This window comes from Nocardioides sp. L-11A (assembly GCA_029961745.1).
GTDB lineage: Bacteria > Actinomycetota > Actinomycetes > Propionibacteriales > Nocardioidaceae > Nocardioides.
This window is the reverse complement of record CP124680.1, coordinates 5345120-5370547: the sequence shown is the minus strand read 5'-3', so window position 1 is coordinate 5370547 and position 25428 is coordinate 5345120. Positions and strand designations below refer to the sequence as shown.

The 25428-nt window shown below is 72.6% G+C and carries 21 protein-coding genes; 7 read left to right on the top strand and 14 right to left on the bottom strand.

Translation table 11 applies throughout. From position 1 onward, the window contains the following. Positions 1-89 precede the first annotated feature (89 nt). On the top strand, positions 90-1124 hold the full coding sequence (locus QJ852_25700; protein ID WGX96527.1) for a CARDB domain-containing protein: 1035 nt from the start codon (positions 90-92) through the stop codon (positions 1122-1124). Between the two features lies 1 nt (position 1125). On the opposite strand, the gene QJ852_25695 is transcribed toward QJ852_25700, so the two are convergent. The 6 genes from QJ852_25695 to QJ852_25670 form a co-directional block, all read right to left on the bottom strand. After that, positions 1126-2400, bottom strand: a complete 1275-nt coding sequence (locus QJ852_25695) for a HAMP domain-containing sensor histidine kinase (GenBank protein WGX96526.1) — start codon at positions 2398-2400, stop codon at positions 1126-1128. Beyond that, positions 2393-3154 (bottom strand): response regulator transcription factor, encoded by a 762-nt coding sequence (locus tag QJ852_25690; GenBank protein WGX96525.1) that lies wholly within the window; start codon positions 3152-3154, stop codon positions 2393-2395. The genes QJ852_25695 and QJ852_25690 overlap by 8 nt, the downstream gene beginning before the upstream one ends. After that, on the bottom strand, positions 3155-3550 hold the full coding sequence (locus QJ852_25685; protein ID WGX96524.1) for a hypothetical protein: 396 nt from the start codon (positions 3548-3550) through the stop codon (positions 3155-3157). Then, on the bottom strand, positions 3550-5352 hold the full coding sequence (locus QJ852_25680; GenBank protein WGX96523.1) for an Ig-like domain-containing protein: 1803 nt from the start codon (positions 5350-5352) through the stop codon (positions 3550-3552). The genes QJ852_25685 and QJ852_25680 overlap by 1 nt, the downstream gene beginning before the upstream one ends. Positions 5353-5534: 182 nt before the next feature. Continuing rightward, positions 5535-6116 carry a signal peptidase I gene (locus QJ852_25675; GenBank protein ID WGX96522.1) on the bottom strand — a complete coding sequence of 194 codons (582 nt, stop codon included), beginning with the start codon at positions 6114-6116 and terminating at the stop codon, positions 5535-5537. Positions 6117-6160: 44 nt separating this feature from the next. Then, positions 6161-6691, bottom strand: coding sequence for a TasA family protein (locus QJ852_25670; GenBank protein WGX96521.1), 531 nt, complete (start codon positions 6689-6691; stop codon positions 6161-6163). Positions 6692-6936: 245 nt separating this feature from the next. On the opposite strand from QJ852_25670, the gene QJ852_25665 reads away from it, so the two are divergent. From QJ852_25665 to QJ852_25655, 3 genes are all read left to right on the top strand, one after another. Beyond that, positions 6937-8874, top strand: a complete 1938-nt coding sequence (locus tag QJ852_25665; GenBank protein WGX96520.1) for a M3 family metallopeptidase — start codon at positions 6937-6939, stop codon at positions 8872-8874. 2292 nt (positions 8875-11166) lie between these two features. Then, the gene (locus QJ852_25660; GenBank protein ID WGX96519.1) at positions 11167-12156 is read left to right on the top strand and encodes a helix-turn-helix transcriptional regulator; all 990 of its coding nucleotides are present in this window, start codon (positions 11167-11169) and stop codon (positions 12154-12156) included. Between the two features lie 134 nt (positions 12157-12290). Next, positions 12291-13124, top strand: coding sequence for a PadR family transcriptional regulator (locus tag QJ852_25655; GenBank protein WGX96518.1), 834 nt, complete (start codon positions 12291-12293; stop codon positions 13122-13124). A 111-nt stretch (positions 13125-13235) separates the two neighbouring features. On the opposite strand, the gene QJ852_25650 is transcribed toward QJ852_25655, so the two are convergent. Together QJ852_25650 and QJ852_25645 are read right to left on the bottom strand one after the other, a co-directional pair. Next, positions 13236-14603 carry an aspartate aminotransferase family protein gene (locus tag QJ852_25650; GenBank protein ID WGX96517.1) on the bottom strand — a complete coding sequence of 456 codons (1368 nt, stop codon included), beginning with the start codon at positions 14601-14603 and terminating at the stop codon, positions 13236-13238. Positions 14604-14608: 5 nt separating this feature from the next. After that, complete coding sequence (locus tag QJ852_25645; GenBank protein WGX96516.1) at positions 14609-16102, bottom strand: CoA-acylating methylmalonate-semialdehyde dehydrogenase; 1494 nt, start codon at positions 16100-16102, stop codon at positions 14609-14611. Between the two features lie 75 nt (positions 16103-16177). Between QJ852_25645 and QJ852_25640 the strand changes: the two genes are divergently transcribed. After that, on the top strand, positions 16178-17809 hold the full coding sequence (locus QJ852_25640; protein WGX96515.1) for a PucR family transcriptional regulator ligand-binding domain-containing protein: 1632 nt from the start codon (positions 16178-16180) through the stop codon (positions 17807-17809). Here QJ852_25640 and QJ852_25635 read toward each other — a convergent pair. The 5 genes from QJ852_25635 to QJ852_25615 form a co-directional block, all read right to left on the bottom strand. Then, on the bottom strand, positions 17791-18894 hold the full coding sequence (locus tag QJ852_25635) for a hypothetical protein (GenBank protein WGX96514.1): 1104 nt from the start codon (positions 18892-18894) through the stop codon (positions 17791-17793). The two genes, QJ852_25640 and QJ852_25635, sit on opposite strands and share 19 nt — an antisense overlap. Next, positions 18887-19459 carry a SigE family RNA polymerase sigma factor gene (locus QJ852_25630; GenBank protein ID WGX96513.1) on the bottom strand — a complete coding sequence of 191 codons (573 nt, stop codon included), beginning with the start codon at positions 19457-19459 and terminating at the stop codon, positions 18887-18889. Before QJ852_25630 ends, QJ852_25635 begins: the two co-directional genes overlap by 8 nt. Before the next feature lie 81 nt (positions 19460-19540). Beyond that, entirely contained in the window at positions 19541-20458 is a 918-nt protein-coding gene (locus QJ852_25625; protein ID WGX96512.1) for a GNAT family N-acetyltransferase, read from the bottom strand. 57 nt (positions 20459-20515) lie between these two features. Next, the gene (locus tag QJ852_25620; protein ID WGX96511.1) at positions 20516-21070 is read right to left on the bottom strand and encodes a YceI family protein; all 555 of its coding nucleotides are present in this window, start codon (positions 21068-21070) and stop codon (positions 20516-20518) included. Positions 21071-21269: 199 nt separating this feature from the next. After that, positions 21270-21407 (bottom strand): hypothetical protein, encoded by a 138-nt coding sequence (locus QJ852_25615; protein WGX96510.1) that lies wholly within the window; start codon positions 21405-21407, stop codon positions 21270-21272. Positions 21408-21639: 232 nt separating this feature from the next. Here QJ852_25615 and QJ852_25610 point away from each other — a divergent pair, with 232 nt between their 5' ends. Together QJ852_25610 and glmS are read left to right on the top strand one after the other, a co-directional pair. Next, positions 21640-21903, top strand: a complete 264-nt coding sequence (locus QJ852_25610) for a hypothetical protein (protein ID WGX96509.1) — start codon at positions 21640-21642, stop codon at positions 21901-21903. 16 nt (positions 21904-21919) lie between these two features. After that, on the top strand, positions 21920-23785 hold the full coding sequence (gene glmS, locus QJ852_25605; GenBank protein ID WGX96508.1) for a glutamine--fructose-6-phosphate transaminase (isomerizing): 1866 nt from the start codon (positions 21920-21922) through the stop codon (positions 23783-23785). Positions 23786-23803: 18 nt separating this feature from the next. Here glmS and QJ852_25600 read toward each other — a convergent pair whose 3' ends face one another. Continuing rightward, on the bottom strand, positions 23804-25342 hold the full coding sequence (locus tag QJ852_25600) for a fibronectin type III domain-containing protein (GenBank protein WGX96507.1): 1539 nt from the start codon (positions 25340-25342) through the stop codon (positions 23804-23806). Positions 25343-25428 lie beyond the last annotated feature (86 nt).

Genomic DNA, 25428 nt, shown 5'->3' with positions numbered 1-25428 from the left:
GATGCGGGACCTCCACCTCTGCTGCTCGGGCCATCCGGCCCGCGATCGTCGGTCCGCCCGGAACGAGACAGCGGAAAGAGGACGAGAAGATGCAGGCGCGACGTACGGCGATTCTGACGGCGACCACGGTGCTCGGAGCGTCACTGGCGACGCTCGGGACGACGCCCGGTGCGAGCGCGGCTCCCCAGCGGGCGGACCTGGTGGTCTCCGCGCTGAGCACGCCGCCGACGACGGTGCGACACGGCAGCTCCTTCAACCTCGGCGCCACCGTGGCCAACAAGGGCCGCGCGAGCGCCAAGCGGAGCTCGCTGCGCTTCTACCTCTCCCGGGACCGGGTGCGGAGCGCTGACGACATCGTCGGCGGGAGCGTGGCGGTGAAGCGGATCAAGCCCCGCAAGAAGAAGACCGTCAGCGGTCCGGTGCACGTCCCCGTGACGGCCGCCGGGAAGTACTGGGTGCTCGCCTGCGCGGACGCGACCACGAAGGTGAAGGAGACCAAGGAGCGCAACAACTGCCGGGTCTCGCGGAGCCAGGTCGACGTCGACGCGGCCCTGCACGCGGCCCTGGTCGGCCGGCTCACCTTCCTCGACGAGGGGGAGCGCACCGACCCGACCACGGGTCGGGTCGAGACCTGGCGACACACGGCGTCCGCCTCGATCTCGATGGCCGTCGACGGCGACCCGCACAACCCGACCTTCGCCAGCACCGGCAGCACCTACGAGCGCGCCGGCTCGGTGACCGCCCTCGAGGAGTCGGACAACTGCCGTATCGCACTCGACCGCACTGAGGCCGGCGGCGGCACGCTGGCCTATGCCGGCGACCGCTTCAACGACGACATCAACGCCCGCTTCACCCGCACCGACCTGAGTGGCCTGCGGGTCGGCCTGTCCCTGCGGGCCGACTGGTCGGCGACCTCGACGCGGACCGGCCGGGGACAGTTCCCGTGCGATCCCTCGACCACGACCACCGAGGGGACGGTGCTCGACATCAGCAGCATCGAGCTCACCCAGGTCGCGGCGACGGCGGGCGGGATCACCTACCGCGTGGTCGGCTGGGTCGGGGAGCAGAACACCCCGTCCGACTGGGACCGGGTCGAGGGCACGCTGACCCTGACCTCGCGCTGACTCACTCGGTGGTAGGGGCCGGCGGATCGGCGCCGCGGTCGCGGAGCGGGAGCCACAGCACGAACCGGGTGGTGGGGGACGTCGCGTCGAGTGACAGGTGCCCGCCGCACACCTCGGCCAGCTCGGAGGCGACCGCCAGGCCGATGCCCTCGGAGCCGTCGGTGCCGGTGCTGACGCCCCGGTGGAACACCTCCGGGCCGAGGTGATCGATCCCCTCGTCGCCGACCCCGACCTCCAGATGGGTGCCCGCGTCGCGGACCTCGACCGTGATGGTGCCGCGTCCGTGGGTACGGGCGTTGTCGATCAGGACGTCGAGGACCTGCTCCAGCGGTCCGACCGGGACCCGGGCCCGCGAACGCCGGCCCGACTGTCGGACGACGAGGTCCCGCGACTCGGCAGCCAGACGACGCGACCAGCGCGCGGAGCTCGCCCGCACCAGGGCGACGAGGTCGACCTCCTCCTGCGCGTCGATGCGCCGGCCGCGGGCCAGGGCGAGCAGCTCGTCGATCGCCGTGCTCAGCCGGTCGAGCTCGCCGATGCCTCGCTCCAGCTCCGTCGCCACGGTGGGTGCGGTCTCCGGCCACAGGGTCAGGTCCTCGAGGCTGAGTCGTAGCGCCGTGACGGGAGTGCGCAGCTGGTGCGAGGCGTTGGCAGCGAACTCCCGCTCACGGCGCACGAGATCGTCGAGCTGCTCAGCCGCCCCCCGCAGCGAGGATCCGATCGCCTCGGCCTCCGGGACGGAGTAGGCGGGCACGTCGATGTCGAAGCGGCCGTGACCGAGTTCGCGCGACAACAGCGCGAGCTCCTGGAAGGGGCGTGAGAGGCGACGCGCCAGGACGAGGCCGAGGATCGCCGAGACCAGCGCCAGCGCCAGGCCGAGCAGCACCAGCGGCATGATCGCGTCGCGGACGGTCGCGCCCACGGTGTCGCCGGAGACGCTCAGCCGCAGGACGCTGCCGTCCTCCAGGCTCCGGCGGACCGTGATCCCGCCGGAGCCGTCGCGCTCGGCCCCGACCATCAGCGGCTCGCCGTCGATCGGCGTCAGCTCGACCCGGTCCGCCGCAGCCAGGCCGACGACGAGCAGGTCCTCATCGACCGTGCCGTGCGCGGAGCGGTGCTCGTCGAACAGCTCCTGCAGCGCGGTCGCCGTGCCGTCGAGCTTCGCGCGCTCCTGGTCGCGGACCAGGTCGGCGAGGAAGTAGGCGCGCGGCACGCCGTACAGTCCGATCACGGCCATGGTCAGGCCGACGAACGCGATGACCAGCCGCTCACGCATCGGGCGCGGCGCCCTCCAGTCGGAATCCCACACCACGGACGGTGTCGAGCCGGATCGGAGCGGAGCCGTCCTGGAGCTTCTGGCGCAGCCGTCCGACCGTGGTATCGAGGGTCTTGGTCGACCCGAACCAGTTCTCGTCCCACACCCGAGCCATCAGATCCTCGCGGGTGACCACCGCTCCGCGGTGGTCGTCCAGCAGCGCGAGGACGTCGAACTCCTTCGCCGTCAGGGTCAGCTCCGTGTCGCCGACCCAGGCGCGACGTGCGGACCGGTCGACACGGAAGCGGTCGCCTCCGCCGGGCGACGGGTCAGGGACCGCCGCCGTCGGGGCTGGCGGTGCGGGCGCCCGATCGGATGCCTCGGGTGCGTCGTCGGCCCCCGTCCGCGGGGGCGATCGACGCAGCAGCGCGCGTACCCGGGCCAGCAGCTCCGACAGGCTGAACGGCTTCGCGAGGTAGTCGTCGGCGCCGACATCGAGTCCCACGACCCGGTCCAGCTCCCCGGCCCGGGCGGTGAGGATCAGGATGCCCCCCACGAAGCCGTCGGCCCGGAGCTGGCGGCACACGTCGAGTCCGTCCATGTCGGGCAGACCGAGGTCGAGCAGCAGGAGGTCCACGCCGCCGGCGGCGACCAGGTCGATCGCCGGCCGCCCGGCCGCGACCCGGACCACGTCGTACCCCTCGCGCTGCACGGCGCGCAGGAGTGGGGCTGCGATGGCATCGTCGTCCTCGACGATCAGCAGGCGCACGGGCACTCACCGAGCATAGGGGTCCTCGGCGTGCGCGCCGGCGGACCGCGCCCGACGGGACCGGATGCGTCGGTCGACGTCGATAGCCACCAGCACGGAGAAGGGGAGCACCAGGCCCACCAGCGCCGCGACGCCGAACCCCTGCCGCGGCTGACCGGGCAGGCCGATCGTCAGCGCCAGGGCCGTGAGCGCGAGCGGGGCGGTCACGACCAGGACGACGGCCAGCCGCGTCTCGAGGCAGTTGATCCGGGCGAGAGCGGCCGCGGCGAGCAGGCTGAGGGGTGCGAGGACGAGCGCGGTGGCCGCGGTGCGCTCACTCCCGTTCGTCCACCACAGCTGGCCCAGGCCGAGCAGTCCGGTGAGCGCCGCGGCGGTCTGCGAGCCTCGCGTGGGAGCGCTCATCAGAACTCCCGGTCCGGCGCGCCGGACTCGGCGGCCGGCGCTGCCGCGCAGGCGCCGCCGGTCGTGGACAGGGCCGCCGTGGACGGCGTCCACACCATCGTGGACGCCGTGGACACCGTGCGCAGTCCGCTCCCGCCGGACAGGGTCCCGACGGTCACGGTCACCACGGTCCGCTGCACGCCGTCGACGGTGATCGTCGCGGCGGTCAGGGTGGCATTGAACTGGACGGTCTTGCGCCCCTTGACGTAGTCCTCCCGCAGCCCGACCGAGCCGAGCTGGACGGAGGCCCCGTTGCGGAGCACGTCGATCGCGTCGGTCTTGCCGGTGCCCCCGAGCAGGTTGCCGTCACGCAGCCGCAGGGTCACCGGCAGGGCCGCGCCCGACCAACCGGGCGTGATGCTGGTGGGAGCGACGACGTCGCTGTAGGTGAGCGTGACGGTGTCGCCCGCGTCGACGCGGCCGGCGGTCCCCTCGCCGTTGCCGGTCTGCACGTCGACCGCGCGAAGTCTGCTGTTGTCGATCCTGCGGCCGCCGAGGATCGCCGATGCCGACGTCGCACCCCGGCCGTCCGTCAGGACGGCCCGCAGGTCGTAGACGCCGTTCGCCACGGTCGTGGTGTCCCAGATGCAGGAGTACGGCGCGGCGGTCACGGTGCACAGGTCGGTCCAGGCGATCGTCCCGCCGGGGGCGTACTGGATGCGGACCGAGGCGATCCCGGCGGTGGAGTTGGCCTGGGCGGTGATGGTCGCCTGCCCCGACAAGAAGGCGCCGGGATCGTCGAGCGACACCGAGGACACGGTGTTGTCGACCACGCGTCCGGTCACCGCCGCCGACGTCGCCGTGTTGCCGGCCGTGTCGGTCGCGACGGCCCGGAACGCGTACGTGCCGTCGGCCAGGGTCGTCGTCGGATAGCGGCAGGAGTAGGGGTCGGCGGTGAGCACGCACAGGTTCTGGTAGCCCGCCCCGCCCGCGGCGTACTGCAGCACCACCTGCTGCACGCCCGACCCCACGTCGCCAGCGGTGGCGGCGAAGGTCGCCGTACCGCTGAGCGGCGAGCCGGGGTCGACCATGGCGACGGTCGGGGCGACGTTGTCGACGAGGACGTCGCTGACGACCGCCGACGTTGCCGAGGTCAGGCCCGCCGTCGCGACGGCCCGGAGGTCGAACGAGTCGTTGCTGAAGGTCGTGGTGGACCAGGTGCACGTGAACGGCGCGCTCAGGCCGGTGCACAGTGTCTTCCAGTTCGTGCCCCCGTTGGTCGTGTACTGGACGGAGACCAGCCACGGAAGGAGCCCCCCGTTGTAGACGCTGGTCTTCAGCGAGACGCTGCCGCGGACGACCTCGCCGGGGTCGCCGAGCACGACGAGGACGTTGTTGGCGACCGTGGTGGACACGGAGTCCGACACAGTGGTGTAGCCGGCTCCGTTGACCGCGCGGGCCCGGAGGGCGTACCCGCCGTCGACGCCGGCGCGGGTGTTCCAGGCGCAGCTGAACGGCGCCACCGTGGTCGTGCAGAGCGTCGTCCAGGAGCTGTCGCCCGGCGCGAGGTACTGGACGACGACCGAGGCGATGCCGGACTCGGCGTCGGCCGCCGTCGCGCTCAGGGTGACGGTGCCCTGCACCGGCGTCGCGGGCGGTGCGAGGGCGACGGCCGGTGGGGTCCAGTCGGCGGCGGCCCGGACGGTCGCGGTGTTCGAGGTCGACCGCACGTAGGTGGCGTCCGAGGACGCGGTAGACGTCAGCATCAGCCCTGCGCTGAGCAGACCGAGGACGGCCAGGCGGAGGGTGAGCGGGTGTCGCATCGCGGCGTCCTTCGTGACGGGGCTGGTGGCGGATCGGAGTCGTCCTCAACGCTAGGGATGGCGACGCCACGGGAGATCCACGGTGAGGACACGCGATCTCCACAGAAGGGAGTGGAGGAAGTGCCGGGCCCGCGTTCCCACCGACGCGAGCCCGGCCGTTCCCCTGTCGACGCCCAGCGCCGTCAGGCCGTCCGGGCTCGACCCCCCAGCGCCGAGCCCGGACGAGTACGGAGGGCGGTGACGAGCTGCCCGAGGCTGAGGAGGGCGATCAGGCCGGCGGGTACGCCGACGACGAGCATCCGGGTGTCCCGGTCGGCGAGGGCGATCAGCGCGTAGCCGACGTACGGGACCGAGAACGCCACCACGGGCTGGCGTTCCGACGTCAGCGAGAACCGCCACGGATCGGGGTCGGGGTTGGCGTCGCCCTGCGTCCGGAGCACCTGACGGCCCTCGTCGTCGCGGGTGATCCGGATGACCCGGTGGGTGACGAGCATGGTCACGCCGGACGAGACCGGCGGCTGGTAGGTGATCACGTCGCCCACCTGCAGGTCGGCGGCCGGGACCTCGCGCTCGAAGACGACCGATCCCTTGTCGTAGGTCCCGGTCATCGAGCCGCCGGTGATCACGTAGCGCTGGAGGCCCAGGCTCGACGGAAGGACCGCCGCGAGGGCCGCGAGCGAGATCAGGACCAGCAGGAGGGTGCCGACGCCGCTGGCGGCGCGGCGCACGACCCCGGGGCCGGGGTGGTCGCGGTGGGCTGCCATGGTGCTCATCTCCTCGCTGGACGGCCTTGCTCGTTCGGCCCGGATCAGTGGTCGTAGGTGTCGCCGTTGAGCTGGACGGAGTCCCACTGATAGGTGGCCGAGGCGGACTTGCCCTGGTCGGCGTTCGGGGTGGCGGTGGCGAGCTTCACGGTGAAGCGGAAGGTGTTCGCGACCCCCGGCTGGACGACCCCGATGTCCGTCCTCGCTCCGTCGACCAGACCGCCGAAGGTGCCGCTGTAGACCGTGGCGCCGGTGGTGGTGTTGGTGACTGCCAGGCTCAGGTTGTCCCCGGTGAAGCCATTGGTCGACGACGTCTCCGTCAGGCCGAAGGAGGCCGGCAGCGAGCCGGTGTTGGTGAGAGTCAGCGTGCCGTTCAGGGTGTCGCCCGGCTTGAGGTTCGCCAGGTCGAAGATCGCGCCGCCGTCCTTGGAGTTCGTCTGCTGCAGGGTGCCCGCGGTGACGGCGCTGACGGTGTTGCCCGACTGCGAGGTGAAGGTGGCACCGGATCCGACAGCGATGGCGCCGGCCGCGGAGAGGGTGGCGAGCGGGACGAGGATCTTGCGGGACATGCGCATGGCGGAGGCTCTCCTGGTGTGTCGTGCTCGTCGTGAGCAGGTCGTTGCTGATGACCGAAACTCTGCTCGCCCGCGATCCACGGACGCTCCACGTGATGTCCGCGCGATCTTCCCGCCATCTCCACAGCTCGCCACGTAGCCCGGTGCTGGGTCACGGCTTCTCCCCGCCGACCGAGGTCCGGAGTCGCCGCGGCCCACCGGGTCGGTGACCTGGCAGGGACGACCGGTCTCTCTAGGCTGAGCCCATGACGCTCGCGCCGCTCCCCCTGCCGACCTCCCCCGACGACTGGCCCACCTGGTTCCGGGCCACCACCGAGGCGGAGCTCGCGCGGGCGACGGCGCTGGTCGACGCGCTGCGGGCGGCGCCACCGGCGGACCCGGTCGAGGCGCTGCGGCAGTGGGACCGCGCCGCGGGCCACCTCGGCAACGCCGCCGCCGCGGGCTCGCTCTTCGGCAACGTCCACCCCGCCGAGGAGGTCCGCGACCTCGCCGACGCCGCCGAGCAGGAGGCACAGCGGATCGCCACGGCATGGGGTCTGGACCGCGGGCTGTACGACGTCTTCGCGGCGATCGACGACGCGGCGGTGGCCGCCGACCCCGCGGCGGCCCGGATGCTCGCCAAGGTGCGTGAGGACTTCCGCCGCTCGGGCGTCGACAAGGACGAGGCGACCCGGGCGCGGATCGCGCAGGTCCGCGAGCGGATCACCGAGCTCGACCAGGAGTTCAGCCGGGTGATCCGCGACGACGTACGTACGGTCCGGGTGACCCCTCAGCAGCTCGCCGGCATGCCCGACGACTGGCTCAGCGCCCACCCGGTCGACGCCGAGGGCATGGTCACCGTGACGACGGACTATCCCGACTCGGTGCCGGTGCGGATGTTCGCCCGCGACCAGGACGTCCGGCGCGAGGTCACCGTCGCCTTCCTCGACCGTGGCTGGCCCACCACCGAGCCACTGCTGACCGAGCTGTTCGCGCTGCGCCACGAGCTCGCGACGACCGTGGGGTACGCCGACTGGCCGTCCTACGACGCCGACGTGAAGATGATCGGCGACGGGCCGGCGATCCCCGCGTTCATCGAGCGGATCGTGACGGCGGCCGAGGAGCCGATGCGTCGCGACCTCGATCAGCTGATGGAGCGCTACCGCCGCGACCACCCCGACGCGGCCGAGGTCCCGGCGTACGACTACAACCACTACGCCGAGCTGGTCCGCGCCGAGAAGTACGACGTCGACGCGCAACGGGTGCGCGCCTACTTCGACTTCGCCAAGGTCCGCCAGGGCCTGCTGGACGTGACCGGCCGGCTGTTCGGGCTGCGCTACGAGCCGGTCGACGTACCCGTCTGGCACGAGGACGTCACCGTCTACGACGTCTTCCGCACCGACGAGGCGGAGCGGATCGGCCGGATCCACCTCGACCTGCACCCGCGCGACGGCAAGTACAAGCACGCCGCGCAGTTCACGCTCGCCGACGGCGTTCGTGGCGAGCAGCTGCCCGAGGGGGTGCTGGTCTGCAACTTCTCCCGCGGCCTGATGGAGCACGACCACGTGGTCACCTTGTTCCACGAGTTCGGCCATCTGCTGCACCACGTGCTCGGCGGGCACGGCGACTGGTTCCGCTTCGCGGGTGTCGCCACCGAGTGGGACTTCGTCGAGGCGCCGAGTCAGATGCTCGAGGAGTGGGCCTGGCACGCCGACGTACTGCGCACCTTCGCCACCGACGCCGCGGGCGACCCGATCCCGGCGGAGCTGGTCGCCGCGATGCGGGCGGCCGACGACTACGGCAAGGGCATCTACGCCCGCACCCAGATGTTCTACGCGGCGATGTCGTACTGGTTCCACGCCGACCGCGGCGCCGCCGAGGTCCCCGACCTGACGGCGCGGATGATCGAGCTGCAGGACCGCTATGCCGCGCTGCCCTATCTCGCCGGCACCCACATGTTCGCCAGCTTCGGCCACCTCGGCGGCTACAGCTCCGGCTACTACACCTACATGTGGTCGCTGGTGATCGCGAAGGACATGTTCAGCGCCTTCGACGAGGCCGACCTGTTCGCACCCGAGGTGGCACACCGATACCGCGACCGGGTGCTGGTTCCCGGCGGCGCAGGCAATGCCGCAGAGCTGGTCGCCGGCTTCCTCGGCCGACCGTTCTCGTTCGACGCGTACGCCGCCTGGCTGGCCCGCTGAGCCCGGCGATCGACCACGTCGGCACCCGGTCCGGGTCGGCCGGCACGTCCGCCGGGCCGGGTTCCGGGGCGGTGCGGCCGCCGGCGTCGCGGGCGGAGCCGGGAGCGGAGGCGGGAGCCGACCGCGGCCGGGGCGCGGGCAGGTCCGGGCGGCGGGCCTGGCCGGCGACCGGCCGGTGCGCCCAGGACCACACCCCGGCCGCCGCGGCCAGCCCCAGCGCGAAGACGAGGAACACCGACGCCGTGGTCGGCGCGGTCGGCCGGCCGCGGGTGAGCGCCAGGGTCAGTACCGGGCCCACGGCGCCCAGCGTCGCGAAGACCGAGACGACGGCGGCCTGGGCCCAGCGCATCCGGGCCGGGATCGCCGGCGCGGACGCCGCCGCACCACGGCGGACCTGCCAGGGTCGCGCCGCCAGGAGTACCCCGGCCGCGGTCACGGCGGTCGACGCCGATGCGAGGGTGGCGAGTGCCTCGGAATGGGTGCCCATGGTCGGGTTTCCGTTTCGCTGGGCGGCAGGGCCCGAGATCGAGGCCGCGGAGTGGTGGAGGTGTCGGGGTGCCCCGGTGGATGGGACCGGGGCACCCGGGGCGGGGATCAGGCGGACCGGCTCCGGCGCCGCGATCCGAGCAGGGCGGCGCCGGCGGCGGTGAGGGCCGATGCCGAGCAGGCCGAGCCCGGCCGAGGGGCCGCCCGTGTTCGGCAGCCCGCCCTCGGCGCGCGGGGTCGCCGCCGCGTCGACCTCCCCGTCCGGCTCGGCGTAGGCGACGACGGCCACGCCGCCGACCTCGCCGGGCTTCTCGGTCTCGCCGCCGACCTCGCCGCACGAGACGGTGTTGGTCTCGACGGGGGTGGGGTAGCTGTGGGTGGGCTTGTTGTCGGGGAAGGTGTGGCCGGTGGTGGCGGTGAGGGTGATGGAGCCGTCGTTGTTGCGGGTGGCGGTGTAGTTGCCGGTGGGGATGGTGCCGTAGGTGGCGTTGCCGGTGCCGCAGGGGTCGGTGACGGGGATGGTGGGCGGGGTGATCTCGACGTCCGGGTTCTCGGGCGTGGTGTCGTCGCAGGGGGTGGTGTTGGTCTCGACGGGGGTGGGGTAGCTGTGGGTGGGCTTGTTGTCGGGGAAGGTGTGGCCGGTGGTGGCGGTGAGGGTGATGGAGCCGTCGTTGTTGCGGGTGGCGGTGTAGTTGCCGGTGGGGATGGTGCCGTAGGTGGCGTTGCCGGTGCCGCAGGGGTCGGTGACGGGGATGGTGGGCGGCGTGATCTCGACGTCCGGGTTCTCGGGCGTGGTGTCGTCGCAGGGGGTGGTGTTGGTCTCGACGGGGGTGGGGTAGCTGTGGGTGGGCTTGTTGTCGGGGAAGGTGTGGCCGGTGGTGGCGGTGAGGGTGATGGAGCCGTCGTTGTTGCGGGTGGCGGTGTAGTTGCCGGTGGGGATGGTGCCGTAGGTGGCGTTGCCGGTGCCGCAGGGGTCGGTGACGGGGATGGTCGGCGGCGTGATCTCCACGTCCTCGCCCTCGCCGTCGTCGGTCGGGCAGGCGGAGAGCGGGACGTCCTTGGCGCGCTCGCCCTTCTTGGCGAAGCGGACGGCGACCGAGTCGTGCGCGTCCGGGAAGCTCCACGGGAAGGTGGTGCCGTTCCATCCCTTGAGGGTGTTCACGCTGACGATCACGATGTGGTCCAGCACGCCGCCCGGGGTGGAGACGTACTTGCACACGACGACCTTCTTCGCGTCGTCGCCCTTCGCCCGGTCACCGCCGGCTCCCGTCCGCCCACTCGCGAGAGCCGCCGCGTCGGTGCGCGCCGCGGCGTCGGCCGCCAGCGCCGGTCCCGCGAGCGCGGCGGTCAGCAGCGCGATCGCCGTCACGAGGGCGCCGAGCAGGCGGGTCCGGGCGGGTACGCGGTCGAGGCGCGCAGGAAATTTCACGGTTCTCCTTCAAGGGCGTAACGCCGATGAGGTCTCGGCGTTGAGCCGGAGGAAATTCCCGCCAGATACCTCTGGAACCCGGGGTTCTCCGGCCGATGGTCCGGATGCGCCGCCGAGAAGAACGCGGAGCCATCTCAACATGGCCCGCCGGGCGATCTGACCGCTCGGTTCTCGGATGCGATATGCCCGAGCCGCAGCCGTGGCGAACGCCACGTTGCGCGCTCGGTAAAGACTCGGTGAGGTGCCGGATTGCCCTGCCGGCGGCCGCTCCGGCTGGTTAGGGTCGGTGCCGTCTCCTGTGGATGATCTGGCGGGTCTTCGGGTGGGCGCTCTCGGGAAAGGGAGCAACCGCCACCGTGTGAAAGAGGACCGGGCGAGTGTGGGGGATCATCTCGTCGTTCGAGGCCGACGTCGCCTCGAGTCCCGATGCCCGTGCGCTCTGGGATCGGGGACAGCCGCCGTGGGTGGCCCTGGAGGGACGGGCGGCGCTGCTGCATCGCGCCGTGCTCGCCAACTGTCTGGCGCTCATCCACTTCGCCTCGGCCGATGACGTCCGTCGGCTCGACGAGCTGATCGGCGCGGAAGGGGCACCGACCGTCGCCCGGATCCAGGAGCGTGTCCTGGCCCGGATCGACGACCCGGAGCGGTCCTTGACCGTGCGCCTGGTCGGGCGGCTGGGGCGCCTGGCCTGGGGGTCGCGCGCCCGCGCCGGCACCTCGGTCATCAGCGGCAGTCCCGAGCTGGAGAAGACCTGTGCCGAGGCGGCACTGCGCCTGCTGCTCGTGGGGGCGCGGGACGAGGTCCCGCCGACCATCCGCTCGGCCGCGGATCTGGGCGCGGTGATCGACAGCCAGGACCTGCGCGCCTGGCGTGCGTGGGCCGCGGCGTCCGCGGCCGCGCCGTGGACCGGGCGGGTCGAGGAGCACCTGGCGCTGATCCAGTCCGGTGGCCGGGCCGGTGAGACGGCCGGGCTGCAGGCGTTCGTCGGTCTGGTGCAGCGCGTGACCCGTGAGGACGAGCGTCGTACCGTCGCCGATCAGATCCGCGCCAGCGTCACCAGCACCGGCCTCTCCCAGCGGGAGTTCGCCGCGCTCATCGGGACCTCCCCGTCGCGGCTGTCGACGTACCTGACCGGCGCCGTCGCGCCCTCGGCGATGATGGCGCTGCGCATCGAACGGGTCGCCCGGTGGGTCGTGGCGTCGAGCACCGCCGCGAGCGCGGAGGGGACGGCGGGACCCGCGGGCTCCTCCGGTCCCGCCGGGCCGGCCGGGCCTCCGTCCCGGTCGCGGCATCCGAGCGACCACGAGTTCGCGCCGAGCGCGCGGGCCCGACGGCGGCACGCCCGGACCCGTCCCGACCGGGCCTGACGACCGACGGGCTTGCGTGGTTGATGGTTGTCGCGTACGGTTGCGATATATCGTGATACAAACACGATCTGTTCCCGCGGTATCTCGAACTCAGGCCGGGCCCACGAGGCCCCCGACATCGAAGGAGGTCCCCCATGGGACGCCATCACGAGAACGTCGGTCGGTACGACGACCGCGACCCCTGGGGTCGCTCCGAGCCCCGCGGCTTCCAGCGCCGCCAGCGCGGCGGGGGCCCCGGCCCCTGGGGCGGCTGGGCCGGTTGGGACCAGTGGGGTGAGCCCGGCCGTGGCCGGGGTCGCCACGGTGGTCCCGGCTTCGGGCCCGGCGGCCCGGGCATGCCGCCGCCGTGGCTCGCCGGCCTCTTCGGCATGGGTCGCCCCGAGCCCGGTCGTGGCCCGCGGGTGCGCCGCGGCGACGTCCGCTCCGCGATCCTCGACGTGCTCCGCGACGCCAACCAGCGCGAGGAGTCGCCGAACGGCTACCAGGTGATCCAGGCGATCACCGACCGCAGCGGCGGCGTGTGGAAGCCGAGTCCCGGCTCGGTCTACCCGACCGTCCAGCAGCTCCAGGACGAGGAGCTCGTCGAGATCGACGAGGCCCGCGGGCGCCGCGCCATGCGGCTCACCGCCAAGGGCGCGACCTGGTGCGAGGAGCACGCCGACGAGCTCGCCGCCGTCTGGGTGCCCTTCGACCGCAACCGGGAGCGGGCCCAGGGCGGCGCGGTCGACCAGGGCCATGCCGACATCAAGGCCGAGATCGGCCAGGTCATGGGCGCGGTGTGGCAGATCGTCACCGCCGGCTCCGACGCCCAGCGCCAGGCCGCGGTCGGCGTGCTCGTCGACGCCCGGCGCAGCCTGTACGGCATCCTCGCCGACGGCCCGACCCGGGACGTCGACCCCGCAGATCCGGAGGACCCCGCCGACCCCGCAGATCCCGCAGATCCCGAGGACCCCACCGACCCGGAATGAACGCCGACCCGGCGCATCTGAACGCCTCACAACCGCCGACCCGGCGCATCTGAACGCCTGACAACCGCCGACCCGGCGCGTTCAAACGCGCCGGGTCGGTTCGTCCTGGGATCAGCCCGCGGCGTACTCGTCGGCCACGTCGAGCGCCTCGTCGAGGATCGCCAGTCCCTCGAGCAGCTCCTCCCGTGTGGTCGTGCACGGCGGGGTGACATGGGTGCGGTTGAAGTGGACGAAAGGCCACAGGCCGCGCTCCTTGCAGGCGGCGGCGAACCGGGTCATCGGCTCGGCGTCGGCGCCCGCGGCGTTGAACGGGACGAGTGGCTCCCGGGTCGCGCGGTCCCGGACCAGCTCGACCGCCCAGAACATCCCGAGCCCGCGGACCTCGCCCACCGAGGGATGACGCGCGGCGATCTCGGCGAGCCGTGGGCCGATCAGGTCGGTGCCCATGCTCCGCGCGTGCTCGAGGACGCCGTCGGCCATCACCCGGATCGACGCGACCGCCGCCGCGCAGGCCAGCGGGTGGCCGGAGTAGGTCAGCCCGCCCGGGTAGGCGCGCTCACGGAAGGTGTCGAAGATCGACTCCGCGACGACGACCCCACCCAGCGGCACGTAACCGGAGTTCACCCCCTTCGCGAACGTGATCAGGTCCGGTACGACGCCCCAGTGGTCGATCGCGAACCACTCGCCGCAGCGCCCGAAGCCCGCCATCACCTCGTCGGCGATGAGCATGATCCCGTGCTCGTCGCACAGCGCGCGTACGCCGGCGAGGTAGCCCGGCGGGGGAATGAGGATGCCGTTCGTGCCGACCACGGTCTCGAGGATGATCGCGGCGATGGTGGCGGGTCCCTCGACCATGATCGTGTCGGCGAGGTGCTGCAGCGCGCGCACGCCCTCCTCCGCCTCGGAGGTGGAGTGGAAGGCCGAGCGGTAGGGGTAGGGCCCCCAGAAGTGCACCGATCCGGGGATCGACGGCTCCGACGGCCAGCGCCGCGGGTCACCGGTCAGCGCGATCGCGCCGGCGGTGGCGCCGTGGTAGCTGCGGTAGGTCGAGAGGATCTTGTGCCGACCCGTGTGCAGCCGCGCCATCCGGATCGCGTTCTCGTTGGCCTCGGCGCCGCCGTTGGTGAAGAACACGTGGTTCAGCGACCCGGGCGCGCGCTCGGCGATCAGCCGCGCCGCCTCGCCGCGCACGTCGTTGGCGAACGCCGGCTGCACCATGCACAGGCGCGCGGCCTGCTCCTGGATCGCCGCCACCACGGCGGGGTGCTGGTAGCCGAGGTTGAGGTTGACCAGCTGCGAGGAGAAGTCGAGGTAGGTCGTGCCGTCGTAGTCCCAGAACCGCGATCCCTCGCCGCCGGCGATCGGCAGCGGGCTGATCCTGTCCTGCGCCGACCAGGAGTGGAAGACGTGGGCGCGGTCGTCGGCGACCACGGTGTCGACGCCGGCGTCGGTGGTGATCCCGGGCGAGAAGGTGGTCACGGGAGTCACCGGTTGCGCGGGAAGCCGAGGTCGATGGTCGACGTCGCCGGGTCCGGCCAGCGCGACGTGATCACCTTGGCCCGGGTGAAGAACGCGATGCCCTCGGCGCCGTACATGTGGTGCGAGCCGAACAGAGACGACTTCCAGCCGCCGAACGAGTAGTGCGCGACCGGGACGGGGATCGGCACGTTGACGCCGACCATGCCGACCTCGATCTCGCGCTCGAACCTCCGGGCGGCGCCGCCGTCGCGGCTGAACAGCGCGACGCCGTTGGCGAACTCGTTGCGGTTGACGAGGGCGATCGCCTCGTCGAAGGTGTCGACCCGGACGACCGACAGGACCGGCCCGAAGATCTCGTCGCGGTAGACCGACATCTCCTCGGTGACGTGGTCGATGAGCGAGGGACCGAGGAAGAAGCCCGACTCCGGGACGTCGGTACGACGGCCGTCGAGCACCACCGTCGCTCCGGCCTCGGCCCCGGCGTCGATGTAGCCGGCGACCCGGTCGCGGTGGGCGCCGGTGATCAGCGGGCCCATGCCGGTACCGGCCACGGTGCCGTCGCCGACGGTGATGTCGAGCGCGCGGGTCTGGATCTCCTTGATCAGCTGGTCGGCGACGTCGCCGACGGCGACCAGCACGGAGACGGCCATGCACCGCTCGCCGGCCGAGCCGTAGGCGGCCGAGATCGCCGCGTCGGCGGCCATCCCGAGGTCGGCGTCGGGCAGCACGATCATGTGGTTCTTGGCGCCGCCGAGGGCCTGCACCCGCTTGCCGGCGCGGGTGCCCGCCTCGTAGACGGCCTGCGCGACGGGGGTCGAGCCGACGAAGCTGACCGCGGCGACGCCGCGGTGCGCGAGCAGCTCCTGCACGGTGCCGGCGTCGCCCTGGAGCACGGTGAACACGCCGTCGGGCAGGCCTGCCCGCTGCCAGAGGTCGGCGAGCAGCAGCGACGCCGACGGGTCGCGGTCGCTGGGCTTGAGGATGAAGGCGTTGCCGGTCGCGATCGCGGTGGCGCACATCCACAGCGGCACCATCACCGGGAAGTTGAACGGCGTGATGCCGGCGACGACCCCGAGCGGCTCGCGGATCGAGCGGACGTCGACGCCGGTGCCGACCTCGGCGGAGAAGGAGCCGCGCAGATGCTCGGCGATGCCGACGGCGTAGTCGATGTTGTCGAGGCCGCGGGCGACCTCGCCGGCCGCGTCGTCGAGGACCTTGCCGTGCTCGGCGGTGATCGCCGCGGCCAGCTCGTCGGCGTGGCTGCGGACCAGCTCGCGGAACGCGAAGAGGACCTGAGTACGCCGGGCCAGGGAGCTGTCCTTCCACGCGCGCGCCGCCGTGGCGGCCGACGCCACCGCACGGTCGACGAGAGCGGCGTCCGCGAGCTGCACGGCACCGGTGACCTCGCCCGTCGCGGGGTTGAACACGTCGCCGGTCCGGGCGCCGTCGACCGTCAGGCGGGCACCGTCGAGCCAGTGGGGGATGGAGGTCGTGGTCATGCTCAGGACCGTAGGCGGGAGTGCCGCCTGCGGCCAGTGGCAGACTGTCTCTGATCAGGCAGTGGGATTGACATTATGACAAGGGAGGTGGCGCCCGTGCTGCCCACCCTCGCCGCGGTGCTCGCGCTGCCCGAGCTGCAACGCGGCGCCCCGCTCGTCGTCGCCGCCCGCGAGCATCTCGACCGGCCGGTGCGCTGGGTCCACGTCAGCGAGCTCAGCGACATCGCCGCGCTGCTCAGCGGCGACGAGCTGCTGCTCACCACGGGCATCGCGCTGCCGTCCTCCCGTGGAGACCTGCGCCGGTACGTCGACGGGCTGGTCGAGGTCGGCATCGCGGGTCTCGGGATCGAGCTCGGCCGGCGCTACACCGACGCACTGCCGCCCGCTCTCGTCGCCGCCGCGGAGGCGCGCGGCCTGCCGCTGGTCGCCTTCCGCCGGGAGACGTCGTTCGTGGCGGTCACCCAGGCGGTGCACCAGATCGTCGTCAACGCCCATCTCGCCGAGCTGGAGGCGTCCGAGGAGGCGCACCGCGCCTTCACCCGCCTCACCCTGGGCCGGGCCCGGCCGCAGCAGGTGGTCGACCTGGTCGCCGAGATGGCCGGCCGGCCGGTGGTCTTCGAGAACCTGGTGCATCACGTGATCGCCTACAACACCGCCGGGCGCGACCACGACGCCGTCATCGGCGACTGGGAGCGCCGCTCCCGCGCCGCCCGGATGCGCGGCCCGGGCGCGGCCGTCGACGTCGGCCCGGAGCCCGGCCGGTTCGGCCGCCTGGTGCTCCTCGCCGACGGCGCCGACGTCACCGACGTCACCGAGGAGGAGGTGACGCCGCGACACCGGATGCTGCTCGAGCGGGGCGCCACCGCGCTCGCCATGGGCCGGCTGATCGACCGCGACGCCCAGAACCTCGAGCTGCAGGCGCACCGCACCCTGCTCACCGAGCTCGCCGCCGGTTTGGACGTGCCCCACCTCGCCTCCCGGCTCACCTCCCTCGGCCTGCGCTGGAAGGGTCGCCACGTGACCGGCGTCGTGGTCCGGCTGCCCGGGCCGCAGGGCGACGCCGGTGAGCTCCGCGCGGTGGCCTCCGACCTGCTCGACGAGCTGCGCCTGCGTCGTACCAGCGGGCTGGTCGGGCCGGTCGACGACGAGCGCGTGGTCGCCCTCGTCGCGCACGCTGCGGGCGGCGGTGACCCGGTCGTCGACCGGCTCGTCGAGCGGCTGGCCCGCACCGGCGCCCGCCTGGTCGTCGGCGTCGGCTCGGCGGTCGACGACGTCGCCGGCTCCGGGGGCAGCGTCCGCGAGGCGCTGGTGGTCGCCGACTCCGCCGTGCCCGTGGACCCGCCCCGTGCGGTGCGCCTCTACGACCTGCGCCTGCGTGGTCTGCTCCACCTGCTGCGCGGCGACCCGCGCCTGCAGCAGTACGTCGAGCGCGAGCTCGGGGCGCTCCTGGCCCATGACGCCCGCTCCGGTGAGCGGCTGGCCGACACCCTCGCGGCGTACTGCCACAGCGGCGGCAACAAGGTCCGCACCGCTGAGCTCTGCCACATCTCCCGGCCGGCGCTCTACGCCCGGCTGCGGCGGATCGGCCAGATCGTCGACATCGACCTGGCCGATCCGGAGAACGTGCTGGCCCTGCACGTCGCGCTGCTGGCCCGCGAGGTGATGGCGGGTCAGTCGGGGCAGCCGGGTCAGCCGAGCATCAGGTAGTCCGCCGGCAGCGCCAGCGGGTTCTCCTGGTCGGTCCACGGGATCGGGGCGTCGTCGCACCTCCCGTCGACGTCGCACCGGCGCAGCGTGTCCGTGCCGTCGACCTGCCCGACGATCCGGCCGCCGACGCTCCAACTGCTCAGTCCGGTGAACCCGGGCAACTCCACCGGCGTCCCGCCCGTCGTCGGCTCGACGGTCGCCACGGACCCGCTGCCGCCGGTACGTACGACGAGGACATGCTTGCCGTCCGGTGAGAGCGTCACGGTCTCGATCCGGGGGCCGAGGTCGCGGATGACGTCGCCGGTCGCGGCCTCGACGAGGCTCCAGCGGCCGTCGTCGAACGAGGTCGCCACGCCGTCGTGCACGGCGACCGGCGAGAACGGCAGCTCCTGGTCCGCGCCGGTGCGCCAGTCGACCCGGTGCGCCGTGCGCCGGTCGGTCCCGACGTAGGCGAAGTCGCCGTCCAGCTGGATCTCCCGGAGGCCGGACGTGCCTCCCGCGGGGATCTCGCCGGGCAGGTCGACCCGCAGGGTGGTGAGCTCCTCGTCGCGCGCCACGTCCCACACGTGGATCCGGCCCTCCTGCTCGAGCGGGACCAGCCAGGCCACCCGGGGGTTGCTCGGGTCGCCGGAGACGGACCAGGCGCCGGCGGGGATCGACAGCGGTGTCACGGTCCCGTCCGGTCGGACCAGGCTGAACGACTTGCCGTCGCCGCTGCCGAACTGCTGGGTCACGACACCGGCCGACGTCTGGGCGAGGTGGTGGGGTGCCGGGGTCAGCTCGACGGTGGCGGCGCCGACGACGACGTGCTCGCCCACCGAGTACGTCCCGAGCCGGGCGTACGCGTCGTCGGCCGGGTCCTGGGTGGCGACGTGGGAGTTGCGGGTCGGCCCGTCGTCGAGGCCCGCGACGACGGCCCCGCCGGCCCCGACAGCGGCGACCGCCGCCGCTGCGGCGACGACGGCCCCGACCCGGCGGCGGGTACGGCGGGCGCGGCCCGCCGCGGCGATCGCGGCGGCGTCCGGGTGGGGGAGGGGCAGGTCGTCCACGGTGTGGTGGAGCAGGTCGGTGAGGCGCTCAGCCATGGTGGCCTCCGGTGGTCAGGCTGGTGGGTCCGGTCGGGGCGGGCACGGGGAGCTCGACGCCGTCCCCGAGCAGGCGCCGGAGGTTGTCCAGCGCGGCGGAGGTCTGGCTCTTCACGGTGCCGGTGCTGATGCCGAGCAGGTCGGCGGTCTCCTCGACGGAGAGGTCGTCGTAGTAGCGCAGCACCACGACCGCGCGCTGCCGCGGCGCCAGCCGGGCGAGCACGGCCAGCAGGTCGATCCGGTCGCCGGTGGGTCCGCGCGGGTCGGACTCGGTGTCCGGCTCGGGCAGCTCCGCGGTCGGCCGCTCCCCGCGGAAGGAGCGTCGCCGGAACCAGCTGGTCGCGGTCGTCACGACCGCCCGTCGCGCATACGCCCGCGCGGCGCCCACGTCGCGGATGCCCGACCAGTGGGCGTAGGTCTTGGCCAGTGCGGTCTGCACCAGGTCCTCGGCCAGCGCGTGGTCGCGGACCAGCAGCACCGCGGTGCGGTACAGGCTGGGCCAGGCGGTGTGGACCAGCGCGGCGAACTGCTGGTCCGTCGGGCTCCGAGATGCGCGCGACGCCATCGGACCATCCTCTCGTGGTGGGGCTTGCACAGAGAGGGACGCGCGGGGAGCCCGTTCGGTTGGGTCGGCTCGCGGCGCGGGTCAGGACAGGGTGATCGCGAGGTGCACCCAGGTGGAGGCCGGCCGCATGCCGACCTTCTCGTAGAGGCTCAGGGCGCCGGTGCGGGAGTCCGTCGACAGTCCGGAGGAGGTCGCGCCCCGCGCCCGGCCGGCGGCGAAGGACGTGACGAGCAGCGACTGTGCCAGCCCGCGGCCACGGTGCTCCGGGGCGACCGCGAGCCGGGACACGTAGGTCTCGGTGAGGTCGTCGCCCGTGCTGTTCCACGCGTGGGACACGCCGACCACCCGCCCGTCGGGCCCGGTGACCACCTGGAGGTGCCAGGGCTCGAAGCCGGGGCGGCCCCAGACCTGCGCGCCGAAGTCGGCCAGGGTGGCGCGCTCACGCTCCGACCACTCCAGGAAGGCGTCCTCGGTGACCGTCCAGACCTGCTCGTGGTCCTCCGGTCCGGCCTCGCGCAGGGCGTACCCCGGCGGCAGCGGGCGCTCCTCGATCCGCGCCTCCGCGGGCAGGCGCAGCACCCAGCTGGTCCAGCGCACGTGGTAGCCGAGGGCGGTGAGCAGCCGGTCGCCGGCCGAGCCCTCGGGCACGGGCATGCCGAGCACGGCGACGCCGCGTTCGCGGGCGAGTCGCTGGGCCCAGTCGGCCAGCCAGGAGCCGATGCCCCGGCCGCGGTAGGCGGGGGCGACCGCGGCGTCGTACCGCTCCTCGCCGAGGTGCTCGGCGTAGGCGACGATCCGCTCGTCGTCGAGCACTGCGACCGAGCTCGTCCCGAGGTCGTACGACGGCCGTCCCCAGTCGGCGAGGAGGTCGGCCTCCTCGATCTCGACGGCACCGACGTCGTGCAGCTCCTGCTCGGCGATCACCTCGACGACCGCGGGGACGTCGGCGAGCGCGAGCGGACGGGTGGTCAGGCCGGGCGGGAGTGAAATGACGGACACCCGGGTGAGTCTGGACGACTCACCCGGGTGTGCGCGCGTGATTTTCGCGGGAGGCGATCAGGCGTTCTTGATCGCGGAGATGTCGAACTCGAGCTTGATCTTCTCCGAGACGAGGACGCCGCCGGTCTCCAGCGCGGCGTTCCAGGTCAGGCCCCAGTCCTTGCGGTTGACGGTGACCGAGCCCTCGAAGCCGACGCGGATGTTGCCGAACGGGTCCTTGGCCGAGCCGTTCTCCTCGAACTCGATGGTGACCGGCTTGGTGACGTCCTTGATGGTGAGGTCGCCGGTGATCGACCACTCGTCGCCGTCGCGGCTGACGTCGGTGGAGACGAACGTCCACTCCGGGAAGGCGGCGGTGTCGAAGAAGTCGGGGGAGGTGAGGTGGCCGTCGCGGTCGGGAGCCCCGGTGCTGACGCTGGCCGGGTTGATGGTGAGGGTGACCGACGAGGCGGCGGGGTTGGCCGTGTCGATGTGGGCCGTGGCGTTCCAGTCGGTGAACTGGCCGCGGACCTTGGTGACCACCGCGTGCCGGGCGACGAAGCCGAGGCGGCTGTGGGCGGTGTCGAGGGTGTAGTCGCCGGAGATGTCGGTGAGGACGGCGGACTCGCTCATGGTGGCTGCTCCTGGGTGGTGGGGTTTGTTGAAACTTCAAAGACCGGAACCAATGGTGACGCGTCAACCATTCCCGACAAGCGTGTGACCTGGGTCACGTCCGGTCCGACGGGGTCGGGCTGTCGGGCTGGAGGTACCCGGAACAGCAGAAGGCCGCCCCCCGGGTCGGGGGGGCGGCCTTCGAAGAGAGTCGCGTGCGTCAGGCAGCGTGCGAGTGCGCGGCGGCGGGCTGGCCGACCTCGACCCAGACGGCCTCCATGCGCGTGCGTCCGTCGGCGCCGGTCACCGGCAGCCAGCGCATCTCCAGATGCGTCTCGGTCACGTTCGTGTTGGTCATGGGTCACCTCCTGTTCACCTTGTGTTCACCAAGGTAGCACATTCCCCACCGCGGTGCCTGAAAGTGCGGCATCGGCCGGCTCCGTCCTCCACCTACGCCGGTCTGGATCGGTCGGGAGTGGCGTTCCTCCTCCACTGCCTTCGGCGGAACGCATTTCCGACGCGATCGGGCCAATCTGCCCGATTTCGGGCAGGAGTTTGAGAATCGGCGCTCAGGGGTGCACGCTCGCGGAGTGCACGTCGACCAGCGACTCCTCCAGCACGTCCAGGACAGCACCGGTCTGGGCACCGCGGAGGCGATCCGGCTGGTGCAGGACGTCCTCGCCTTCCACGACGAGACCGTGGAGGAGTGGGTCCGGAGGCGGCATGCGGAGCTGAAGACGCACGGTGCGAAGAACGACGAGATCTTCGCCCGGCTCCGCGAGGAGCTGCGGACCACGGTGGTCGCGGCGCCCGACCTCTCGGAGCGCCAGCTCCGTCGGGTCGTCTACGGGTGAGGAGAAGGACGAGGACATGTGCGGCATCGTGGGCTACATCGGGACCCAGCAGGCGGCGCCCCTGCTGCTGGAGGGGCTGGCCCGGCTCGAGCATCGGGGCTACGACTCCGCCGGGGTGGCGGTCCTCGGGGGCAGCGGCCTCAAGGTCGCCAAGCGCGCCGGCCGGGTGCGTGAGCTCGCCGACGGCCTGCCCAAGCGGTTCGGCGGCCGGATCGGCATCGGACACACCCGCTGGGCCACCCACGGCCCGGCCAACGACGTCAACGCCCACCCGCACACCGACGAGGCGGCCCGGGTCGCCGTCGTCCACAACGGCATCATCGACAACGCCGCCGCGCTGCGCGCCGAGCTCGCCGACGACGGGATCGCCCTGGTCTCCGACACGGACACCGAGGTGCTCGCGCATCTGATCGCCCGGTCGGGGGCAACGACGCTGGAGCAGCGGATCGCGGAGGCGCTCGCGCGGGTCGAGGGCACCTACGGCATCGCCGTCGCCCATGGGGACTTCCCCGACCGGCTCGTCGTCGCCCGCAACGGCAGCCCGCTGATCATCGGCGTCGGCGACCGTGAGATGCACGTCGCCTCCGACCTCGCCGCGCTGGTGCGCTACACGACCACGGTCGCCCACCTCGACGACGGCGAGATGGCGACGATCACCGCCGGGGGCTTCACGACGTACTCCCTGGGCGGCCCCCAGTCCGCCGGCCACCCGGAGCTCACCGCCACCGACCGCCGCGCCAAGGAGGTCGACATCGACCCCGCGGCGTACGACGCGGGCGAGCACGACTCCTTCATGCACAAGGAGCTCCTCGAGCAGCCCGCCCGGGCGGAGGCGGTGCTCCGCGGACGCCTCGACGACCGGTTCGGCACCGGGCACCTCGGTGGCCTCAACCTCGATGCCCGCGAGCTGCGCGCGATCCGCCGGGTGAAGATCCTCGGCTGCGGATCGGCGTACTACGTGGGGCAGATGGGTGCCTCCCTGCTCGAGGAGCTGGCCCGGATCCCGGCCGACGCGGAGCCGGCGAGCGAGTTCCGCTACCGCAACCCGATCGTCGAGCACGACACGCTCTACGTCGCCGTGAGCCAGTCCGGCGAGACCATCGACACCCTGCTGGCCGTGCAGGAGGTCCAGCGCAAGGGCGGTCGGGTGATCGGGCTGGTCAACGTCGTCGGTTCCGCGATCGCGCGCCAGGTCGACGGCGGGATCTACCTGCACGCCGGGCCGGAGGTCGCCGTCGCCTCGACCAAGGCGCTGACCAACATGTTCCTCGCGTTCGCGATGCTCGCCGTGCAGCTCGGCCGGGTCCGCGATCTCTCCATCGCCGACGGCCGCCGGCTCATCGCCGGCCTCACCCGGATCCCCGAGCAGGTCGACCGGGTCCTGGCGACCGAGGCCGAGCTCGCCGTCATCGCCAAGCGGCTGGCGGAGGCGGAGAACCTGTTCTTCGTGGGCCGGGTGCGGGGCTTCCCGGTGGCGCGGGAGGGCGCGCAGAAGTTCAAGGAGATCAGCTACCGGCACGCCGAGGCGTACCAGACCAGCGAGCTCAAGCACGGTCCGCTGGCCCTCGTGTCCCCGGACGTGCCGACCGTCGCGATCGTCCCCGACGACGAGCTGGTCGAGCGCAACGTCGCCGCCCTGCACGAGATCGCCGCTCGCGGCGGCCCGCTCGTGGTCGTCACCCACGCCGGGGTCGACCTCGGCGACCTCGATCGCCCGGGTGGAGCGGTGGTCGGCCGGATCGACGTCCCCCGCAACGAGCGCGAGCTCGACCCGATCCTGCTCACCATCCCCCTGCAGCTGCTGGCCTACCACGCCGCCCTGGAGCTCGGGCACGACATCGACAAGCCCCGCAACCTGGCCAAGTCGGTGACCGTCGAGTGAGGGGCCGGCCGGGCCCGGTCAGGGGATCTCGACCGTCACCCGGACGGGGGAGTGGTCCGAGAGCTGCAGGCTGCCCGCGAAGGGCTGCTCCATCTGCCAGCTGGTGACCCGCGCGTTCGGCGGCACGAAGACCCGGTCGACGTGGGCTCCCCAGCGCAGGGAGATCGGCGGCGGGATCGACCAGTTGTTCCACGAGTTGACGTACGGCAGGGAGTTGTAGGATTCGGCGACGTCGAAGGCGTCGTCGTAGCCGTTGGCGTTGAGCAGCACCCGGGGGCCATCGAGGGGCCGGGTGCGATCGGAGTTGAAGTCGCCGGCGATCACGATCGGGAGCCCGAAGGTGTTCGGGTCGGCGTGGAGCGCGTTCCAGAACGCCGACATCTGGTCGAGACGGAGCTGGTCCGACCCGGCAGCCGGCTGGATGAGGTGGACACTGGCGAGGACGAGTCTGCGCGCGGGGTTGGCCACCTCCTCGACGACGACCCAGCAACCTCCGTGGTTGTCGGGCAGGAAGCGCCAGCCGTTCGCGGTGCCGGCCACGACGTCGAACCGCGCGTCGGGCGCGTCACGGACCAGGAGCCCCTGGTTCTTGGCCCCGGCGGGCAGGCCGGGCTGGGTCGCCGCGCCGTCACCGACCTTGCACGCCAACGAATAGTCGGGCATCGCGTCGAAGTCGTCGAGCGCCTGCCCCGACTCCTGGGTCGCCACCGCGTCGGGGGCGATCTGGCCGATCCGGGCCGTGGCGGCGTCCTTGCGCAGCGACCAGTCGCGATCGCCGGTGCACACGGCCGTGCACATGTTCCAGGTCATCACGTTGAGGTGCAGCGGTCCGCCGACCGTGCGGCTGAGCGGCTCGGTGTACTTGCAGCCGGCGACCCCGAACGCCCCCACTCCCCGACGGCCCGAGGGGCGGACCTGGAAGCAATAGGTCGCACTCGGCTCGAAGCCGGGGACCGTCACGCTGGCGACCCCGCTGCCGCTGCCCCCGACCGTCACCGTCTTCGTCTTCTTCTTTTTCTTCTGCTTCTGGATGTCCTTCTCGCCCTTGACGTAGTCGAGCTCGTAGGACGTCGCACCCGGCACCTCGTTCCACCGGAACGTCAGGGCGACGGTGCCGCCCTGCGGCTGCTGGCGGTCGACCCACACCGGCTGGACCGGGGCGAGCTGCGCCGACGTACGGCAGACCTGCTTGGACCACTTGCCCTTGCGCTTGCCGCTGTAGGCCCGCACCTTGACGCAGTAGTTCGCGCCCTGGGCCAGGCCGTCGATGACGTGGGAGGTCTTGCCGGTGCGCGCCTTGCGGGCCTTGCCGCCCGGCACCTTCCACTTCACCTTGTACGACGTCGCGCGGGCGGTGCGCTTCCACTTGACCTTGAACGAGGCGGTCGTGCCGTCGACCCGGGGCTTCTTGAGCTTGACGCCCTTCACCTTCGCCGGCTTCGGCGCGGCGCTGGCCGGCTGGGTGACGCCGGCGACGAGACCGGAGGTGCACAGGAGGACGGCGATCGCCGCGAGCAGCAGGTGCCGGAAGCGGCGGTGTGTGGTGTCGGGCCTCATGAAGTTCTTTCTCGTCGCGGAGCATGACCGTATGCCGAAGATGAAAGCGGATGCAGGGGTTCCGGCATTACAGGCTGTCCTTACCA

What these genes read in the sequence shown, in the direction of transcription:
- QJ852_25700 (WGX96527.1), top strand. Translation starts at nt 90, where the DNA reads ATGCAGGCGCGACGTACGGCGATTCTGACGGCGACCACGGTGCTCGGA.
- QJ852_25695 (WGX96526.1), bottom strand. Translation starts at nt 2,400, where the DNA reads ATGCGTGAGCGGCTGGTCATCGCGTTCGTCGGCCTGACCATGGCCGTG.
- QJ852_25685 (WGX96524.1), bottom strand. Translation starts at nt 3,550, where the DNA reads ATGAGCGCTCCCACGCGAGGCTCGCAGACCGCCGCGGCGCTCACCGGA.
- QJ852_25680 (WGX96523.1), bottom strand. Translation starts at nt 5,352, where the DNA reads ATGCGACACCCGCTCACCCTCCGCCTGGCCGTCCTCGGTCTGCTCAGC.
- QJ852_25675 (WGX96522.1), bottom strand. Translation starts at nt 6,116, where the DNA reads ATGGCAGCCCACCGCGACCACCCCGGCCCCGGGGTCGTGCGCCGCGCC.
- QJ852_25670 (WGX96521.1), bottom strand. Translation starts at nt 6,691, where the DNA reads ATGCGCATGTCCCGCAAGATCCTCGTCCCGCTCGCCACCCTCTCCGCG.
- QJ852_25665 (WGX96520.1), top strand. Translation starts at nt 6,937, where the DNA reads ATGACGCTCGCGCCGCTCCCCCTGCCGACCTCCCCCGACGACTGGCCC.
- QJ852_25655 (WGX96518.1), top strand. Translation starts at nt 12,291, where the DNA reads ATGGGACGCCATCACGAGAACGTCGGTCGGTACGACGACCGCGACCCC.
- QJ852_25645 (WGX96516.1), bottom strand. Translation starts at nt 16,102, where the DNA reads ATGACCACGACCTCCATCCCCCACTGGCTCGACGGTGCCCGCCTGACG.
- QJ852_25640 (WGX96515.1), top strand. Translation starts at nt 16,178, where the DNA reads ATGACAAGGGAGGTGGCGCCCGTGCTGCCCACCCTCGCCGCGGTGCTC.
- QJ852_25635 (WGX96514.1), bottom strand. Translation starts at nt 18,894, where the DNA reads ATGGCTGAGCGCCTCACCGACCTGCTCCACCACACCGTGGACGACCTG.
- QJ852_25630 (WGX96513.1), bottom strand. Translation starts at nt 19,459, where the DNA reads ATGGCGTCGCGCGCATCTCGGAGCCCGACGGACCAGCAGTTCGCCGCG.
- QJ852_25620 (WGX96511.1), bottom strand. Translation starts at nt 21,070, where the DNA reads ATGAGCGAGTCCGCCGTCCTCACCGACATCTCCGGCGACTACACCCTC.
- QJ852_25615 (WGX96510.1), bottom strand. Translation starts at nt 21,407, where the DNA reads ATGACCAACACGAACGTGACCGAGACGCATCTGGAGATGCGCTGGCTG.
- glmS (WGX96508.1), top strand. Translation starts at nt 21,920, where the DNA reads ATGTGCGGCATCGTGGGCTACATCGGGACCCAGCAGGCGGCGCCCCTG.
- QJ852_25600 (WGX96507.1), bottom strand. Translation starts at nt 25,342, where the DNA reads ATGAGGCCCGACACCACACACCGCCGCTTCCGGCACCTGCTGCTCGCG.